At 62.7% G+C, this 16,973-nt stretch carries 15 protein-coding genes; 10 read left to right on the top strand and 5 right to left on the bottom strand.

What is annotated here, in order from left to right; all coding sequences use genetic code 11:
* Positions 1-3 precede the first annotated feature (3 nt).
* Both H556_RS0106140 and H556_RS0106135 read right to left on the bottom strand, forming a co-directional pair.
* Complete coding sequence (locus H556_RS0106140) at positions 4-1,023, bottom strand: UbiA family prenyltransferase (protein WP_024353601.1); 1,020 nt, start codon at positions 1,021-1,023, stop codon at positions 4-6.
* Entirely contained in the window at positions 1,020-1,964 is a 945-nt protein-coding gene (locus tag H556_RS0106135; RefSeq protein WP_024353600.1) for a LytTR family DNA-binding domain-containing protein, read from the bottom strand. The genes H556_RS0106140 and H556_RS0106135 overlap by 4 nt, the downstream gene beginning before the upstream one ends.
* A gap of 12 nt (positions 1,965-1,976) precedes the next feature.
* Between H556_RS0106135 and H556_RS0106130 the strand changes: the two genes are divergently transcribed.
* Together H556_RS0106130 and H556_RS0106125 are read left to right on the top strand one after the other, a co-directional pair.
* Positions 1,977-3,263, top strand: coding sequence for an acyltransferase family protein (locus H556_RS0106130; protein WP_024353599.1), 1,287 nt, complete (start codon positions 1,977-1,979; stop codon positions 3,261-3,263).
* Positions 3,260-3,898 (top strand): DUF2238 domain-containing protein, encoded by a 639-nt coding sequence (locus tag H556_RS0106125; protein ID WP_024353598.1) that lies wholly within the window; start codon positions 3,260-3,262, stop codon positions 3,896-3,898. Before H556_RS0106130 ends, H556_RS0106125 begins: the two co-directional genes overlap by 4 nt.
* 6 nt (positions 3,899-3,904) lie before the next feature.
* Here the strand turns inward: H556_RS0106125 and ppk2 are convergent, their stop codons facing one another.
* On the bottom strand, positions 3,905-4,648 hold the full coding sequence (ppk2, locus tag H556_RS0106120; protein ID WP_024353597.1) for a polyphosphate kinase 2: 744 nt from the start codon (positions 4,646-4,648) through the stop codon (positions 3,905-3,907).
* Between the two features lie 486 nt (positions 4,649-5,134).
* On the opposite strand from ppk2, the gene H556_RS0106115 reads away from it, so the two are divergent.
* The gene (locus H556_RS0106115) at positions 5,135-5,338 is read left to right on the top strand and encodes a cold-shock protein (protein WP_003170380.1); all 204 of its coding nucleotides are present in this window, start codon (positions 5,135-5,137) and stop codon (positions 5,336-5,338) included.
* A gap of 82 nt (positions 5,339-5,420) precedes the next feature.
* Here the strand turns inward: H556_RS0106115 and gluQRS are convergent, their stop codons facing one another.
* Together gluQRS and H556_RS0106105 are read right to left on the bottom strand one after the other, a co-directional pair.
* A complete protein-coding gene (gluQRS, locus tag H556_RS0106110) occupies positions 5,421-6,269 on the bottom strand; it encodes a tRNA glutamyl-Q(34) synthetase GluQRS (RefSeq protein WP_024353596.1) in 849 nt (282 codons plus the stop codon).
* 17 nt (positions 6,270-6,286) lie between these two features.
* Entirely contained in the window at positions 6,287-7,420 is a 1,134-nt protein-coding gene (locus H556_RS0106105) for a JmjC domain-containing protein (RefSeq protein ID WP_024353595.1), read from the bottom strand.
* A 44-nt stretch (positions 7,421-7,464) separates the two neighbouring features.
* Between H556_RS0106105 and H556_RS0106100 the strand changes: the two genes are divergently transcribed.
* The 7 genes from H556_RS0106100 (at position 7,465) to H556_RS0106070 (ending at position 16,944) form a co-directional block, all read left to right on the top strand.
* Positions 7,465-8,118, top strand: a complete 654-nt coding sequence (locus H556_RS0106100) for a DNA-3-methyladenine glycosylase family protein (protein ID WP_024353594.1) — start codon at positions 7,465-7,467, stop codon at positions 8,116-8,118.
* A 60-nt stretch (positions 8,119-8,178) separates the two neighbouring features.
* On the top strand, positions 8,179-8,841 hold the full coding sequence (locus tag H556_RS0106095) for a trimeric intracellular cation channel family protein (RefSeq protein WP_024353593.1): 663 nt from the start codon (positions 8,179-8,181) through the stop codon (positions 8,839-8,841).
* Between the two features lie 138 nt (positions 8,842-8,979).
* The gene (locus H556_RS0106090; RefSeq protein ID WP_211216110.1) at positions 8,980-9,552 is read left to right on the top strand and encodes an HNH endonuclease; all 573 of its coding nucleotides are present in this window, start codon (positions 8,980-8,982) and stop codon (positions 9,550-9,552) included.
* Between the two features lie 229 nt (positions 9,553-9,781).
* On the top strand, positions 9,782-11,950 hold the full coding sequence (locus H556_RS0106085) for a TonB-dependent receptor (RefSeq protein WP_024353591.1): 2,169 nt from the start codon (positions 9,782-9,784) through the stop codon (positions 11,948-11,950).
* 76 nt (positions 11,951-12,026) lie between these two features.
* Positions 12,027-12,554 (top strand): RNA polymerase sigma factor, encoded by a 528-nt coding sequence (locus H556_RS16035; RefSeq protein WP_162140901.1) that lies wholly within the window; start codon positions 12,027-12,029, stop codon positions 12,552-12,554.
* Between the two features lie 67 nt (positions 12,555-12,621).
* Positions 12,622-13,563 carry a FecR family protein gene (locus H556_RS0106075; RefSeq protein WP_081650891.1) on the top strand — a complete coding sequence of 314 codons (942 nt, stop codon included), beginning with the start codon at positions 12,622-12,624 and terminating at the stop codon, positions 13,561-13,563.
* A 102-nt stretch (positions 13,564-13,665) separates the two neighbouring features.
* Complete coding sequence (locus H556_RS0106070; protein WP_024353588.1) at positions 13,666-16,944, top strand: TonB-dependent receptor; 3,279 nt, start codon at positions 13,666-13,668, stop codon at positions 16,942-16,944.
* Positions 16,945-16,973 lie beyond the last annotated feature (29 nt).

Raw genomic sequence — 16,973 nt, 5'->3', positions numbered from 1 at the left:
CGATCAGAAAGCTAGGCCGTTGAACGCGATGGCGGCCAGAAGGATCAACCCCGCATCGCGATTTGATTTGAAAAGACGCAGGGAAAGTTTCGGATCGTCCGGCTGCAGTCGCCGCACCTGCCAGACAAAATGCAGGGCGTAGAGCGCCAGACCGACATAGAAGACCGGCCCCAGACCGGCGACGTAGCCCGCCGCGCCCGCCAGGGCCACGGCCAGGATGTAAAAGACGGCCACGCCTTCCCTGACCTTGCCGCCCAGGGCGCGGGCCGAGGACTTCACCCCGGCCATGACGTCGTCCTCGATGTCCTGAAGCGCGTAGATGGTGTCATAGCCCAGGGTCCAGAAGACGCCGCCCGCGTAGAGCAGCCCCGCCGACAGGGCCAGGTTCCCCATCCGGTTCAGCCCCTCGGCCATCCAGTAGCTGTCGCCGCTGATCTTGACCTGCAGCACATACAGCCAGCCCAGGGCGAACAGGCCCCCCGTCGCGGCCGCGAACCCCAGCAGGGCGCCCCAGTTGAATGTCAGGCCCAGCCACGCCTGCGGCCACCAGGTGATGCGCTTCATGAAGGGATAGGCCGCCACCAGCCCCAGCGACAGGGCGCCCAGCAGCACCGACGCCAGGTTCATCGTCAGCAGGATGCACAGGCTGATAAGGCTGAGGCCGCCGACGAAGGCCCAGGCCTGCTTGACGCTGATCTGGCCCGCCGGAATGGGGCGCAGGGCGGTGCGCGCCACTCGGGCGTCGAAGTCGCGGTCGACGATATCGTTCACCGCACAGCCCGCTCCGCGCATCAGGGCGGCCCCGATGGCGAAGCCGATGACCAGCCACAGCTCATAGCCGCCGAACGGTCGATCATACTGGTTCAGCGCCAGCATGATCCCCTGCCAGCCGGGCAGCAGCAGCAGCCATGTCCCGATCGGCCGGTCGAAGCGGCCCAGCTTCAGCCAAGGCTTCAGACGCTCGGGCGCATGACGGTCGACCCAGTTCTGGCCGGCGGCGTCGGGAAGCGGGGCTGTGTTCATGCGGGCGGTCTTAACCCCTGTGTCCGCAGCCGGTCCAGCGCTTCGGCGTAACGGCGCGACAGGGGGGCCTCCAGCGCGCCCAGCTCCACCGTCCAGTCGCCTGAGCCTTCGGGCCGCAGTCCGGTCATCCTCGCGGCGTTGACCAGCCAGCCCCGGTGCGTCCGCACAAAGCCGAAGCGCGCCAGTTCGCCCTCGACCGCCGACAGGGTGACGCGCATCAGCGGTCTGCGCCCGTCGGCCAGCACGAACTCGACATAGTTGCCCGCCGAGGTCGCGGCCAGAATGTCGTTCAGCGGCGCCCGGATCAGCCGCCCCCCGTCGCGGATGTCGAAGCTGACGGGTCGCAGCGGCGTCTCGCGCGCCTCGCGCAGGCTGCGCGATCCCCAGAAGACGCCGACGAACAGGGCGTAGCTCAGCACATCCTTGCGCAGTTCATAGATGAACTTCTCGATGGGCGGTCCATAGTCATAGACCTCTCCCAGCAGGGCGTAGACCCCGTGCCGCATCCCCACCATCAGCACGACGTGCAGCAGGCTGAACAGGATGGCGGCGCCCAGATGCACGGCCAGAAACCGCCCCCGCGCCCGCCATCCTTCGTGCAACAGCGATGACGGCGCCGCGCCCGACGCCCGCCACGGCAGCCAGATCAAAAGCATCAGCGCAAGGGCGCTGGACCCTTCCCACAGCCACGGCGCCCAGGGGCGCAGGTCCGGCCAGTCCGCCAGAACAGTCAGGGCGTTGACCACCAGAAACGCCAGGGTAACGGCGAGCAGAATCGTCCCGCCGGCCAGCAGGTCGCGTCTGTCCGCGCTTTTCGTCCCGACAGGCGCGCCGTTCGTCACTGACGCCTGCAACCCGGCCCCGGCGTCCGACTGTTCAGCCCCCGCGCCTTGCCGGGCGCCGGGCGCCCGAGGCACGGCCGATGGCGTCGTTTCCGTCATGTCAGGTCGTCCATGTCCTCAGAACTCCTCGCATCCGAAACCCCCGCAGCCCTGCGCCGCCATGACCTGGACTGGATCCGGGTCGGCGCCTTCATGCTGTTGATCCTCTACCACGTCGGCATGTTCTACGTGCCTTGGGACTGGCATGTGAACAGCCCGCAGCCGGTCGAATGGCTGGAGCCGGTCATGCAACTGACCAACCCCTGGCGACTGACCCTGCTGTTTCTGGTCTCGGGCGCGGCGACCCGTTTCCTGTTCGACAGTCTGGAGGGTGAGGGGAAGGGCGCCGCGCGCCGTTTCGCCGGGTCGCGTACCTGGCGTCTGCTGCCGCCGCTGCTGTTCGCCATGTTCGTGATCGTGCCGCCGCAGTCCTATTACGAGGTGGTCGAGGCGGCTCAGGGGTTGGGCGTGATCGATCCGGCGCGCTCGCCATGGCTGGCCGACTTCTGGGTGAAGTACGCCACGGCGTCCGGCGGCTGGTGCGACGCCGACGGCTGCCTGACTACGCCGACGTGGAACCATATGTGGTTCGTGGCCTATCTGTTCGTCTACAGCCTCGTGCTGGCGGGCCTGCTGGCGTTCGAGCGGGGTTTGCTGCCCGCGATCCAGTCAGGGCTGGAGCGCGCCCTGAAGGGCTGGGGCCTGCTAATCTGGCCGGTGTTATGGCTGTTCCTGCTGCGCTGGACCCTGGCGCGGATCTTTCCGACGACCCACGCCCTGACCGACGACTGGTACAACCACGCGGTGTCGTTCAGCGCCTTCCTGTTCGGCTTTCTCAGCGTCCGCTCAGCGGTGCTGAAGGCAGCCTATGAACGGCTGCGGCGACCGGCGCTGATCCTGGCCCTGTGCGCCTGGGCGGGATGGGCGACCTATGCCTGGACCTATCGTGACGGGGGAACGCCGCCCGAAGCGCTGAGGGCCGCCATGCGACTGGTTTACGCCCTCGATCAGTGGTCCTTCATCGCCGCGGTGCTGGGCTATGGCGCGCGCTATCTGAACCGGGGCGGGCCGTGGCTGCGCTATCTGACGGGCGGCGTCTTCTGTTTCTACATCGTCCACCAGACCCTGACCGTCGTCGCGGCCTATCACCTGTCCAAGCTGGGTCTGCCGCAGGGGCTGGAGGCGGGGCTGCTGGTCGTCGTCACCTTCGGCGGTTGCTGGGCGGCCTATGAGGCGGCGCGCCGCCTGGGACCGCTGGGCCTGGTGCTGGGAGTGAAGCGAAACGCCGGGCTTGCGCCTCGGAGCCGTCCGGTTAGGTTCGAGACCCGAGAACAGCAGCCGGTCGGACGGGACGGATGACGACACGCAGGAAGTCACCATTCCCCTGGCTGCTCGTCCTGACTTGGCTGGTGCTGCTGGGCGCGGCCGTCGGCGGCCTGTTGACGGGGGAGTTCAGCGTCACCTTCGTCGGCGCCGGGACCTTCCTGCTGACGCTTGTCCCGTTCTGGCTGGCGCCGCGCGTCGGGCTGAACCTGCCGATCGGCTTCGTCACCGCCATCGCCGTCTTCCTGTGCGCGACCCTGTTCCTGGGCGAACTGGGCGATTTCTACGAACGCTACTGGTGGTGGGACGTGGTGCTGCACGGGGGCTCGGCCGTGGCCTTCGGCCTGGTCGGCGCCCTGCTGATGCTGATGCTGGTGCAGGGAAGCCAGCTGAAGGCGGCGCCCCTCACGGTGGCCTTCTTCGCCTTCTGCTTCGCCGTGACCATCGGCGCCCTGTGGGAGATCTGGGAGTTCATGCTGGACCAGGTATTCGGCCTCAACACCCAGAAGTCCGGCCTGGTCGACACCATGTGGGACCTGATCGTCGACGCCATCGGCGCGCTGATCGGGGCCGGCGCCGGCTGGGCCTATCTGAAAGGGCGCGAAGGCGGGCCGCTGGTGCGGGCCATGCGCGCTTTCATCGACAGGAACCGGCGCCTGTTCGGCGGCTGAGGACGCCTATTGCGCCAGCCGCCCCGGCGCTGCATCGGCGGAGAAGACGATCGCAGGGTCCGGTTCGCGGCACTCCAGGCCGGGACGGTTCAGGCGGCGCAGGACGTGGCGCAGGATGTTCAGCCGCGCCGTCTTCTTCTTGTCGGTCGCCACCACGGTCCAGGGCGCATAGTCGGCATGGGTGCGCTTCAGCATTTCGTCGCGGGCGGCGGAATAGGCGCTCCAGCGGGCCTGGGCCTCGGCGTCCAGAGCTGAGACCTTGAAACGCTTCAGCGGATGGTCGACGCGCTCCTCCAGACGGCGGGCCTGTTCGTCGCGGCTGATGTCCAGCCACAGCTTGATCAGCAAGGTCCCCGACTGGGTCAGCATCCGCTCGAAATGCGGAGCGTCGTGCAGGAACCGCTCATGTTGCTCCGGCGTGCAGAAGCCCATGACGGGCTCGACCCCGGCCCGGTTGTACCAGGAGCGGTTGAAGATCACGATTTCGCCCGCCGCCGGCAGATGGGCGGCGTAGCGCTGGAAATACCATTGGGTCGTCTCGCGCTCGGTGGGCTTGGGCAGGGCGACGACCCGCGTCTGGCGCGGCGCCATATACTCGGTCATCCGCTTGATCGCCCCGTCCTTGCCGGCGGCGTCGCGCCCTTCGAAGACGATGACGACCTTCAGCCCCTGTTCGATCGCCCAGGCCTGAGTCTCGACCATCTGGATCTGCAGGGCTTCGAGGATGTCGGCATAGTCGTCCTTGGCCATCGGCGTGTCCCTGTGTCGTGATGTATCGACCTTGCGATGAAACAGCGGGCGTCGCCAGCCCGAGTTCCAACCTCTTCTCCGGGTCAGCATCCCGAAAAGGAGATTTCGACCTGAACTATCGGAAGTTGTCGTATGCAGCCCTAGAAGGGCGCAGGTTTTTCGTCAGTTCTGCGGCTAATCCTGTTGTCTGTCCGGCGATATGCTGATGTCGGACGATATTGGGGGCGCAGCGGGATGCGTAGGCCCGAGCAGGCGGGGCGCGACCTGTGCGCGCAGGCGCCGAATTAACTGTAAAGCCCGTACGCCCCTATTCGCTTTACAGTTGACCGCTGTGGATAGTCGGGTGACAACATCGCTGCAGTCCGGATTTCACGTGGGGTCCAAACCCGCGTCTTGCTCCTTCGCCTGAACGAGCTTGTCCAGATGGGCTGACGGGCGATCCTGCAAGGACGTCCGCCTGGAAAAGCGCGTTTACGGAGACGCAATATGGCGACCGGCACGGTCAAGTGGTTCAACCCCACCAAGGGCTTCGGCTTCATTCAACCCGACACCGGCGGCTCGGACGTTTTCGTCCACATCACCGCCGTTCAGAAGGCTGGTCTGGTGGGCCTCGATGAAAACGCCAAGGTCGAATACGAGCTGGAAACCCAGCGCGGCAAGACCTCGGCTGTGGACCTCAAGGTTCTCTAAAGGCCGCGAATCCTCAAGGATTCTAGGAAGAGACGCGGAGGGTGACCTCCGCGTCTTTTTTGTTGGACGCTTTTTGCGAGCTTTAGAGCGCCAGCTCCGCGCGGAGGCGATCCGGCGTCAGGCCGCCCGCCCGCAACTCGGCCAGGGTGACGGAGCGGTCGCGTTTGGCGTAGCGGCGGCCGTCCGGCCCGGCCAGCAGGCGGTGGTGGCGATAAACGGGCGCGGGCCAGCCCATGAGAGCCTGGATCAACCGCTGGATATGGGTCGCTTCGAACAGGTCCTGACCGCGAATGACATGGCTGACCCCTTGCAGGGCGTCGTCGTGGGTCACCGCCAGATGATAGGCCGTCCCGGCGTCCTTGCGCGCCAGCACCACGTCGCCCGCCGTCTCCGGCCGCGCCTTGATGCGGCCGGTTTCGCCGTCGGGGCCTGAGCCTTCCTCAATGAAGCTCAAGGCGTCCCAGGCGGCGCCGCCCAGCGCCTCCCTGGCGCGATCCAGCGACAGTCGCCAGGCGAAAGGACGCCCTTCAGCCAGCAGACGCGCTTCTTCTTCGACCGGATGGGGGCCGGGCCGGGCCGCCTCGGCGGGGCCGTGGGGCGCATCGCCGATGGCGTCCAGTATCTCCTTGCGCGTGCGGAAACAGCGGTAGAGCAGGCCGTGGCGGTCCAGCGTCTCCACCACGGCGGCGTAGTCGGTCAGGTGATCGGACTGACGCCGCACGGGCGTCTCCCAATCCAGCCCCAGCCAGGCCAGATCCTCGAAAATCCCGACCTCGAACTCGGGCCGACACCGCGTCGGGTCGATATCCTCAATCCGCAGCAGGAAGCGCCCGCCCGCACCCTTCGCCGCCCGCCACGCTGTCAGGGCCGAGAAGGCGTGCCCCTTGTGCAGGCGGCCGGTGGGCGAAGGCGCGAAACGGGTGACGAACATGGCGGCGACGAAACGGGTCAGACCCGCTTCAAGGCTCCTGCCTTCTTGGCCTGATCTACGGCGGCGCGGATGTCGGCCTCGGACACGAAGTCGAACTGGGCGATCAGGTCTTCGAGGGTGAAGACGTGCTGCGACAGCGCCCAGTGCATGGCGTGGGCGACAGGGCCGGCGTAGGCGGGGGCCATCATGGCGGTGCGGCTGTAGCGGGTCAGCGCTTCACGATGGGGCAGGGTGAAGCGGTGGGCGCGCGGCGACAGACGTTCCTGCGTCATGGCGATCTCATCGCGGAAGGCGGATGAGGCGGCCAGCTGCGACAGCCTCTGGCCCAGCCCGGCCAGGTGCTGTTGCAGGGCGCGACCGCCGTCCTGACCGGAGGGCGGCAGATACGCTCGGAAGGCCGGGTCTTGCATGGCCGCCTGTTCCAGCAGGTTGAAGATGATGCGGCCATGCAGGGAGGCGATGGAGTAGGTGACGTGCAGAGAGGCCGCGTCCTGAGCGAGGGCGTCGTGATAGCAGCCGCGCGGCAGATAGAGCACATCGCCCGGCCGCATCATCACCTCGGCCAGAAGGCGGCCTTTCGTCTGGTCGAGCCAGCGGCGCATGTCGCCGACGTCGGACGGCATCTCGACCGGGGCGTCGGCGCGGTTTTCATAGATGCGCCACAGCTTCTCGCCCTCGGTCTGGACGGCGAAGACATCGGTCAGGTCGAAGTGGGCGCCGAAGGCCTGCACCCCCTTGAATGAGCAATAGATGTTGGCGCCTGCGCTGGCGGCGAAGGTGCGGCTGAGGACGCCGGACAGTTCGGCGATCGGCGGGGTTAGGTCCTGCACGTCGCCGGCGATCAGGCTGGCGCCTTCAGCGACGAACAGCGCCACCTTGGCCGGGTCGGGCCGAAAGGCGGGCCCCGACTGGGTCGAGACGGTGCGGCAATAGCGTTCGGGCGGGACCGGCTCGGTGTTTTGCACCAGTTTGAGGCTTTGCGCCGTCCAGATCGACGGCTGGTTCAGCAGGCCGTTGAACGTGGCCCAGTCCAGCAGCGACTGCTTGGCGGCGCCTTCCTCAGCGGGGATGTACAGCGGTTTTCGGCCGTGGAACTCCGCAAAGAAACGATCAGGCGTGATCGGGTGTAGAAGATCGTCCAGAGTACGCATGGCGCGATGCTAAAGCGGCGCCGTTTTTCTGTCGATACGATGCCATGGCCTCAGCTCCGTCTCCCGCCTCCGTCGCCGCCGCCCGCGAGGCTCTGGCCGCCGCCGATCCGGCGTTGGCGCGGGCGCATGCCTCGACGCCCGTGTTTGAATGGCGGCTGCGGACCGGCGGCTATGAAGGTCTGTTCCGCATGATCGTGGAGCAGCAGGTCTCAGTGGCGGCCGCCGCCTCGATCTGGAAACGGGTGGTCGAAGGGCTGGAGGGGCAGGTGACGCCTGACGCCGTTCTGGCGCGCGACGTCGAGACGCTGCGCACCTTCGGCCTGTCCGGCCAGAAGGCGAAATACGGCCATGAGATCGCCCGCGCCCAGACCGAGGGGCACATCGACTTCGACCATCTGGAGCGGCTGGACGACGCCCAGGCCATCGCCTCCCTTGTGGCCATCAAGGGGGTGGGGCGGTGGACGGCCGAGACCTTCCTGATGTTCTGCGAGGGCCGACTGGATGTCTTTCCCGGCGGCGACGTGGCCCTGCAGGAGGCCATGCGCTGGGCGGACCGCGCCGAGGACCGTCCGAACGAGAAACAGGCCTACGCCCGCGCCGAGATATGGCGGCCGCATCGCGCGGTGGCGGCGCATTTGCTCTGGGGGTGGTATGGTGGCGTTCGGCGCGGCGAAATCGCGCTGGACGAGGGGGCCTGACTCTCGTCTTCACGAAGGCCGGGGGCGACCCCGAAGACGGCGCCGGGCGGCGCCTTGGGGATGATGACGATGTTGGAGCCGATCGCGGGCGCAGACCTGGTTCGTCCGGCTGCGGTGCTTCCGTTGCTGGATTTTGCGGGCGTGGCCGTGTTCGCCGCCACCGGAGCCCTGGCCGCGTCCCGGGCCAAGCACGATGTTCTGACCTTCGCCTTCTTCGCCGCCGTCACCGGCATGGGCGGAGGCACGTTGCGCGACCTTTTGATCGGGGCGCCGGTCTTCTGGGTGCAGGACTGGGTCTATGTGGCGGTCTGTCTGGTGGTGGCGGTCGGCTTCTGGCTGCTGGGCGCACGCTCGTGGCGGTTCCGGGCCTTGCTGTGGCTGGATGCGGTCGGGCTGGCCGCCTATGGCGTCATGGGAGCGGCCAAGGCGGCGTCCTATAATGCGGCGCCGCTGATCTGCATCGTCATGGGGGTGCTGACGGCCTGTTTCGGCGGCATCGTGCGCGACGTGCTGGCGCACCAGCCCTCCATTTTGTTGCGACGCGAGCTGAACATCACGGCGGCGCTGGTGTCCGCCAGCGTCTTTGTCGGCCTGAAGGCGCTGATGGTTGGGACCTGGCCTGCGGTCGGCGCCGGGCTGGCGGCGGGATTCATGCTGCGCGCCGGCGCCTTGCAGTGGGGCTGGAGCCTGCCGGCCTTCCCCAGTTACGGTCGTCGCCCATGACGCCGCCGTCACGAAAACTCCTCATGCCGGTCATGGCGATGCGAGGGAATCAGGCGTAGGGTTTCCTGCATCAGACCAAGGAAGGAGACGTGTCTTCAGTCCTGTCGCGTCGATAACCCCCCGTATCTGCGGGAGGGCCTGATGCAGGTCCTGTCCCGCCCGCCGTCCGGCTTTCCAGCCCTGGTGCTGAACGCCGATTTCAGGCCCTTGTCCTATTTCCCCCTGTCGTTGTGGCCTTGGGAAGAGGTGGTCAAGGCCGTGTGGCAGGACCGCGTCGACGTGGTCGCCACCTATGACAAGGTTGTCCGCAGCCCTTCGCTGGAGATGCAGCTGCCCAGCGTAGTCTGCCTGAAGTCCTATGTGGACCAGGACCGCAAACCGGCCTTCACCCGTTTCAACGTCTTCCTGCGCGACGGTTTCGCCTGCCAGTACTGCGGCGAGCCGGGTACGTCCCAGGACCTGACCTTCGACCACGTCATCCCGCGCTCGCGCGGCGGGCGCACGACCTGGCAGAATATCGTCGCCGCCTGCGGACCCTGCAACCTGAGGAAGGGCGGCCGCACGCCCGGCCAGGCGCATATGCCCCTGCGCCGCACCGCCCACCAGCCCAGCGCCTGGCAGCTTCAGCAGGCGGGGCGGCGCTTCCCGCCCCACTTCCTGCACCAGAGCTGGCTCGACTACCTCTATTGGGACATCGAGCTGGAGCCCTGATCGGCGAGCGTCTTGGCGCTCGATCTTGATGCGTTGGCGTTGGATTTTGAGCGGTGTCCTTGACGAAGTGCGGCTGGTTTCTCGTCTTTTCAGATGATGTTCAGCTTCATTGCTGTTCCCTGGCGTCAATAGCGCCCGACATCAGCTATCTTTTTATGTTTCGTCTTGTCGTGCCGTGAATAACGCGCGAGGCTTCATGCCATGATGCAGTTGGGGGGCGAGGAATAGTATGGGGTGGCTCCCCTTAGTCGCCGCTGTCGTCATGGGGCATGGCGGCGCTTCGGCTGAAGCGGCGGCGGGGCAGAATGTGCGCCCGGATCTTGATCTGGAAGAGCCGGTCCAGGTCGAGGATGTGGAGGTGTTCGGGCGGCGCGGCGCGGCGCTGACGCCCCCGGAGATCGAATTAGACGGCGCCGATATTGATGCTCTGGGCGCGTGGAGCATCGACGATGTTTTGAAGCGCATGGATGAAACCCTGGCGCTTGGCGGCCAGCCTCTGGTGCTGATCAATGGGCGACCGACGCCTAATGTCAGCGCTTATACGGGGTTTCCGCCTGACGCCCTTGTGCGCGCCGAAGTTCTGCCTCCTGAAGCTGCAGGCCTCTACGGCGCCGTTCCGGGACAACGTGTCGTCAACCTGGTGCTGCAGCAGAATTTCTCCAGCTATGACGGGCGGGCTGTCGGATCGCGGCCGACCCAGGGCGGAACTTCGACTTTGTCCGGCGATCTGAGGCGTTCCGCTATCGCCGGAAGAAATACGCATCAACTCGGCCTGCGTCTCTCGCGCGACACGGCGCTGCGGGCAGGGGAAAGAGACCGCGCCCTGGCGACAGATGGACCGGACGCGGACCTCGTGACGTTGCGCCCGCAATCGGAACTCCTTTCGGCTAATATCAGCCTTACGCGCGGGCTGGGCGAGTGGTCCGGGGTCTTCAGCCTGAATGGACAGGCGCAAGAGAGCCGTTCAGTGGCGCAGATAGGCGTCGGCGTGGTCGAAAGCCGTCGCCGTTCGCAAAGCCTCGGCGTGTCCGGCGGCGCCAGTGGGCAAGTGGCGGGCTGGATGGTGCAGACGAATCTGAACGGCCAGATTGCGCGCAGTCAGGAAGACGGCCTGCAGGACATGAGCAGCGACACCTTGTCGTTCGGGATTACGGGTGCAGGTCAGCGGTCGCTTATTGAACTGCCGTCCGGACCTATGACCGCCAATGTGAGCGCCGGCTTCCAGGGCAGCCGGGCGACTGTTGAGCGTGACCTGGACCGGTCGGTTCACAGTTTCCAGACGAACAGTGCTCGAGGCGCGCTGAGCATCCCCTTGACGAAGTCAGGCGGTCCCGGAGGGAGGGATCGCCTGGGTGATATTGTGGCGACCTTCGGCGTGGGAATGCGCAGCAGCGGCGGCGCCAGTGGCGAGGATGTCAGCGCAGGGCTGGCCTGGACTCCCCGCCGGGGCATACGTTTAAACGGCGAATGGGGGGCGTCGACGGATAGCGTGCCGGATATCCAGCGTTCTGAGCCGGAGTATTACGGCCCTCCGATCGTTGTTTTCGACTTCCGGAGCGGAGAGGCAGTCGAGGTTTTGCCTATCAGGGGGGGCAATCCGGATCTGACGCCGCCCGAATCCGAACGTTGGAGCGTCTCGGCCTCATGGGGGCCTTTCACATCATGGGGACTGTCGGGCAATCTGGGTTATGTGCGCAACGCCCATACAAATGGGATCGGCTCGCTGCCCGAGTTGACCGAAGACGTGGAGATGGCGTTTCCCGACCGTTTCCATCGGGATATCAATGGTAGGTTGGCAAGTATCGACTATCGGCCGCTTAATCTGAGTTCGACGTTTTCCGAGAGTCTGACCACGGGCGCGAACTTCAATCTTCCTCGTCCGGCAGGGGCGGCGGGGCAAGAGGCGACGATCATGCGCGTCGCGATCAGTCACAGTCTTCAACTCGCCAGCGTCACGCGTTTGCGCGCAGGGTTGGCCGAATTAGATCGCCTCAAGGGAGATGGCGGAGGAATTTCACGCCAGAACGCCAGCGTTTTGATTGACGCTCAGCGGGGGCGGTGGCGCGCGAATCTTTCGGCTCATTGGCAGGAAGGTTATCGAACGCGGCGCCTTGGCGGACTGGATGGTCCCGATGATCTGGTCATCGCGGATTTCATGACGGCTGATCTGAGGTTCAGCTTTCAGATGATGTCCGGTCGTAGTCGATCCGGAACCGGAGCCATCGAGACGCCTCGTCGTCGCAGTACAGGCCTGCAGGTCAATCTGGAGATCAGCAATCTGTTCGATACGCGCCGTGAGGCGCGCCTGGGCGACGGATCGCCAGCTCAAGGCTATGGGCGCGACATGCAGGATCCCTTGGGCCGCGCCGTGCGCCTGACGTTGCAGCGCCGGTTCTGATGGAAGGGGCGACTTGACGAAGTCCGCACGCTTCGTGAGAGTGTCAATCTAGCGAACAATGGTCTGGGGAGAGACCATGGGCGAGAGGCAAGCACGGATTACAGCGCCACATGAACTGGACGAGACGTTTCGATCCAGCGCACAAGGTTTGCGCGCGATCACGCGCCGCGTGCAGGGAGACGAAGCCGATCTTGCTCAGGACGCTTGTTTAAAGCTTGTCGAAACAGCAAGGCGCGAGCCGGTTAAAGCACCGACTCATTTGCTTTTCCGTCTCGCACGCAATCTGGTGATTGATCGACTGCGCAGTCGGGCGCGGACGCTGCGCTTGTTTCGTCCGGAAGACCATTATGAGCAGGGGCCGTGCAATCTGGCTGACCCAGAGCGCGTCCTGCTTGCGACTGAAAGGCTGCGCAGGGCGCTGGCGGTCATCGACGCCATGCCTGGCCGCCGTCGCGAGGCCTTTCTCCTGCATCGCATCGACGGTCTCAGCTATCTCGAAATCGCCCGTACAATGGGAATTGGCGTGAAGGCGGTGGAAAAGCATCTTTCGGCCGCCATGCTGGAATTGGTACAAAAAATGCAGGCAGACGAATTGGATGAGTAGGGAATAAGCTCCTTCATTCGTCTATGGTGGTAATCCTTCGGCTCTACACGCCGCCAATTCGCCGGTCATGATCTTAAACGAAGAAATCCAGCAGGAGGCTGCTCGGTGGTTCGCCGCCCAGCGAAGAGGTCCTATGTCGCTGGAAGAGCGACAGGCTTTTGACGTCTGGCGTTCCCATCCTCTGCATCAGGCCGCCTTGAACAGTATGCACGAGGTGTGGGGCGAGCTTTCAAACGTCGCTGAAATGGTTCCGGCGCCGCGCCGCAGGGCTCCCCGACAGGTCCGCCTCGCCGCCATAGCCGCCGTTCTGGTGTTGGGACTGACTGCGAGCGTGGGCCTGGGCGCCCTCTGGCGGCTGGATCGCACGTCCAGTGAAACGGGTGTCGGCGAACAACGCAGTCAGGAGTTGCCGGATGGCAGTATTGTCGCGCTGAACGTCGTAACGCGCGCTCAATATGATCTTAATCGCCGCGAACGAGTGGTGAATCTGAAAGAAGGCGAGGCGACCTTCGTCGTCCGTAAGGACCCTGATCGTCCCTTCCTGGTACGGGCGAGCGGCTATGAAGTCCGGGCGATCGGCACGGCGTTCAATGTTCGTAGCCGTGACCACAGCCTGGACGTCGCCGTGAAGGAAGGCGTGGTCGAGGTCCGCTCCCTGGCAGGGGGCGGAAAGCCGATTCTCCTGCGCGCCGGGCAGAGATTTCAAGTTAAGAATACGAACCAACACACGTTCAAGCAGACGCGGATCTCGACGATCCCGACGACGTCCGTCGATGAATGGCGCCAGCGTGTCCTGACTTATGAAGATGCGCCGGTCGATCAGGTGATCCGCGACCTCAATCGCTTCTACGAGCGCCCTGTTTCGGCAGAGCCCTCCTTGGGACGCCGTCATGTGACGTTGCGCCTTGTGATCGACGACCGGGCCGACACGGTGCAGCGCCTCGCCGCCCTGCTCGACGCCGACATCCGCGATGCGGGTCGCGAGGACCGCCTCAAGCCCGCAAGCTGAGATTTTACGATCCCTGCAAAAATATGCGTCGGGGCAGGTAGGGTTTCTGTCGCCTGAAACGTCAATCTCTCAAAACAACCATCTCTTGGGAGGGAGAGGTCTATGGTGTTGCGGTCTTCGCGCGTCGGTATTTCACGTTTGCGCATGTTGGCGGGGGCGGGATGCGCCGCATTGATGATTGCGGCGTCGCCCGTGGGCGCGACAGCTCAGTCGGCGGTGACCTCATTCAACATCCGTTCGGCGCCGCTGTCGCAAAGCCTGCTTGAATTCGGACGCCAGGCCGGAATTTCGGTCGCTGTAGATCAATCTCTGACATCCGGCCTGCGCGGCCGCGCCGTGTCGGGCGACCTGCCGGTCGGCGAAGCCCTGGACCGACTGTTGGTCGGTACGGGGCTTACCGCCGAATTCGCCGGCCCGAATGCTGTTCGTCTGGTACGCGGCGGCCAGGGCGATGCGGGGGGAAACGACCTTCTGCAGGGCCCGATCGCCCAAGAGACGACCAGCGTCGCCGACGTGATCGTGACGGCTCAGAAGCGTGAGGAATCCATTCAGAGCGTGCCCATCGCGGTCTCCGCCTTCTCGGCAGAGAACTTGGACGCGATGAAGATTGAAGGCGGTTCGGAACTGATGCGCGCCATCCCGAACGTGGCTTTCTCCAAGGGCAATTTCAGCATGTACAATTTCTCGATCCGTGGGATCGGGACCAAGGCGGTTTCAGCATCGTCTGACCCTGCTGTCGCCGTCAGTTTCAACAATACCCCCCTCATCCGAAACCGTCTTTTCGAACAGGAATACCTGGACGTGAACCGGGTAGAGGTCCTGCGCGGGCCGCAGGGAACGCTCTATGGCCGTAACGCTACGGCCGGCGTGGTCAACATGTTCCCCAAACTGCCCGGTCCGGACTTTGAGGCGATGCTGAAGGCTGAGACCGGCAACTTCGGCACGATGCGCGGCCAGATGATGGTCAATGTCCCGATCACCGACACCTTCTGGGTTCGGGCGGCTGCGGGCCTGACCAAGCGGGATGGATTTGATTACAATTCCTTCAACGATACACACGTCAACGGACGTGATCTGCATTCTGTGCGGCTGTCCGCAGCTTGGGAGCCGACGGATCGTTTCCGCGCCAATCTGATCTGGGAACATTTCGGGGAAGACGACAATCGTTCTCGTACCGGCAAGCAACTGTGTACGACTGACGACGGCCCGACGCAGGTGGGGAATTTTACGCTCACCAGTAAATTCCTGCAGGGGGTTCTAAGTCAGGGCTGTCAGCCGGGGAGCCTTTATGAAGATGCGGCCTATGGCACGCCTAATGGCACTAGCATGGGCCAGATCTGGGCGGCAGCGAACGTCGGTTATGGGCAGCGTCTCGTAAATGGCGTCAGAATTTCAACACGGGGAATTGATGTAGGGATAAATCCCTATGAAGGCGTCGTTCAGTCAACAGATCTTCGTGAGGTCTCTACGAGCTATGATCCGAAATTTGTAGCTAATAATGATGTTTATCAGCTAAATCTTGAGTATGATTTTAATCCTAATATTACACTTGTGTCGCAAACAACATATGCAAAAGACTATTTCTGGTCGTCTCAGGACTATATGAGATATGTTTCTAATGAAATTTTTAATAAAAGTAATTACGACGATATTATAGATGCGTGGGGAAATCCGCGACCTCTTCATAGCAGTATTTACAATGCAGCACCGGAGGGGGTGTATACGGATCCTCAGCTTGGGCCATCTAAAAGAATGCTTGCCGTTGATCTTAGTAAGTCAAAAAATGAGCAATTTTTCCAAGAATTCAGGTTACAATCAAACTACTCCGGACGATTTAATTTTAATCTAGGAGTGAATTACCTCAAATTTGATACAAGGGATGATTATTATGTATTCAATAATGTTTTCACACTTATTGCTGAATACTGGTACAATAGGGTTCCTATAGATCCTTCAAATCCAACTGACGGTGGCATGTCGATCCCCTGTGTGGATGGAAGCCAGAATGAATGTGTCTACGTTGACCGATCCTCTATCAAAAACATTGCGGGCGACGGGCATAATTATTTTAGAAGTAAAAATGAAGTAACAACTGAATCTTATGGTGTATTTGGTGAGGTATATGTTGATCTTTCAGATATTTTTCGCCTGACGGCTGGCCTCCGCTATACCGACGACAGCAAGACGTCAACGCCATATCCGACGCAACTGCTTTTAGGGACCAGGGATAGTCTAGGCTACGGTCATTTGACTGGCGGTTCGTTCTCCAGGGGCTTTGAAGCTTTGCCGGACATTGAGCAAAACTGGTCTGAAATGACGGGCCGTCTTGTTCTGGACTGGAAGCCGTCGGCCAATCTGATGGCCTATGCGTCCTACGCGCGCGGCTATAAAGGCGGGGGGACCAACCCTCCGCGGGCGGGCCTCGATCCGAGGGTGGTGCAGTATCTGCCGCAGTCGAGCATTTTCGAGCCTGAATTCCTCAACGCCTATGAGCTCGGGATCAAGACCAGTCTGTTGGATCGCCGTCTGCGCTTGAACGCAACAGCCTTCTACTACGACTATACCGACTATCAGGTGTCTCAGATCGTTGACCGTATTTCTCTGAACGAGAATTTCGATGCGGAAAGCATGGGGTTAGAGCTTGAGGTCAATTATCAGGTCACGCCACGGTTCCGGATCGATGGCAACTTTGGTTATCTGAAAACGCGGATTGCCGACGGTGAAGGCTCCATCAATGTCATGGATCGCACTCAGGGAAATCCCGAGTGGATGGTATTGAGGCCCTGGGTCCAGGTGCCGTCAAATTGTGTGGCGCCGACCGCGCTTGTCGAGAAGATTGTAAGCAGCAACTTCGGCGACAGCCTGAATCAACTGGCTCTTCAGGTCTTGTGCGGAGGTTCAAAGAACTATGGTTCGTTCGATCCGAGCTTTGTGGGCGGTACGCCATTCTGGGCATTGTACGGCATTATATATAATCCACTGACCGATGCGCCGAATAGCGGTCGCGGCTTCTTGGCGGACCTCAGTGGAAACGAACTGCCGAACTCGCCGCGATGGACGGCAAACATCGGAGCCCAGTACGTCTGGGATATCGGAGCCTCAAGCATTACGTTCAGAGCCGATTACTATAGGCAGGCTGAAAGCTATTTCCGAGTCTATAATACAGAGTATGATAGACTTAAGGGGTGGGGTAATGCAAACTTGTCTATATCTCTCGAGAATCCTTCCAACGGTCTGACTGTAAGTGCATACGTAAAGAATGTTTTTGACGATACCCCTATTGTGGATGCGTTTACCAATAGCGACGATACGATGTTAACTACAAATGTATTTACTCTTGATCCAAGAGTTTTTGGATTTTCCCTACAAAAAATGTTCTAGTTCTGTTGGCTTTTTTCAGTAATTGTGTA

Origin of the sequence: Brevundimonas naejangsanensis DSM 23858, assembly GCF_000421705.1 — a bacterium.
Classification (GTDB): Bacteria; Pseudomonadota; Alphaproteobacteria; order Caulobacterales; family Caulobacteraceae; genus Brevundimonas; species Brevundimonas naejangsanensis.
The sequence above is the reverse complement of the archived record's forward strand: the minus strand, read 5'-3'. Positions and strand labels throughout refer to the sequence as shown.

What these genes read in the sequence shown, in the direction of transcription:
- H556_RS0106140 (WP_024353601.1), bottom strand. Translation starts at nt 1,023, where the DNA reads ATGAACACAGCCCCGCTTCCCGACGCCGCCGGCCAGAACTGGGTCGAC.
- H556_RS0106135 (WP_024353600.1), bottom strand. Translation starts at nt 1,964, where the DNA reads ATGACGGAAACGACGCCATCGGCCGTGCCTCGGGCGCCCGGCGCCCGG.
- H556_RS0106130 (WP_024353599.1), top strand. Translation starts at nt 1,977, where the DNA reads ATGTCCTCAGAACTCCTCGCATCCGAAACCCCCGCAGCCCTGCGCCGC.
- H556_RS0106125 (WP_024353598.1), top strand. Translation starts at nt 3,260, where the DNA reads ATGACGACACGCAGGAAGTCACCATTCCCCTGGCTGCTCGTCCTGACT.
- ppk2 (WP_024353597.1), bottom strand. Translation starts at nt 4,648, where the DNA reads ATGGCCAAGGACGACTATGCCGACATCCTCGAAGCCCTGCAGATCCAG.
- H556_RS0106115 (WP_003170380.1), top strand. Translation starts at nt 5,135, where the DNA reads ATGGCGACCGGCACGGTCAAGTGGTTCAACCCCACCAAGGGCTTCGGC.
- gluQRS (WP_024353596.1), bottom strand. Translation starts at nt 6,269, where the DNA reads ATGTTCGTCACCCGTTTCGCGCCTTCGCCCACCGGCCGCCTGCACAAG.
- H556_RS0106105 (WP_024353595.1), bottom strand. Translation starts at nt 7,420, where the DNA reads ATGCGTACTCTGGACGATCTTCTACACCCGATCACGCCTGATCGTTTC.
- H556_RS0106100 (WP_024353594.1), top strand. Translation starts at nt 7,465, where the DNA reads ATGGCCTCAGCTCCGTCTCCCGCCTCCGTCGCCGCCGCCCGCGAGGCT.
- H556_RS0106095 (WP_024353593.1), top strand. Translation starts at nt 8,179, where the DNA reads ATGATGACGATGTTGGAGCCGATCGCGGGCGCAGACCTGGTTCGTCCG.
- H556_RS0106085 (WP_024353591.1), top strand. Translation starts at nt 9,782, where the DNA reads ATGGGGTGGCTCCCCTTAGTCGCCGCTGTCGTCATGGGGCATGGCGGC.
- H556_RS16035 (WP_162140901.1), top strand. Translation starts at nt 12,027, where the DNA reads ATGGGCGAGAGGCAAGCACGGATTACAGCGCCACATGAACTGGACGAG.
- H556_RS0106075 (WP_081650891.1), top strand. Translation starts at nt 12,622, where the DNA reads ATGATCTTAAACGAAGAAATCCAGCAGGAGGCTGCTCGGTGGTTCGCC.
- H556_RS0106070 (WP_024353588.1), top strand. Translation starts at nt 13,666, where the DNA reads ATGGTGTTGCGGTCTTCGCGCGTCGGTATTTCACGTTTGCGCATGTTG.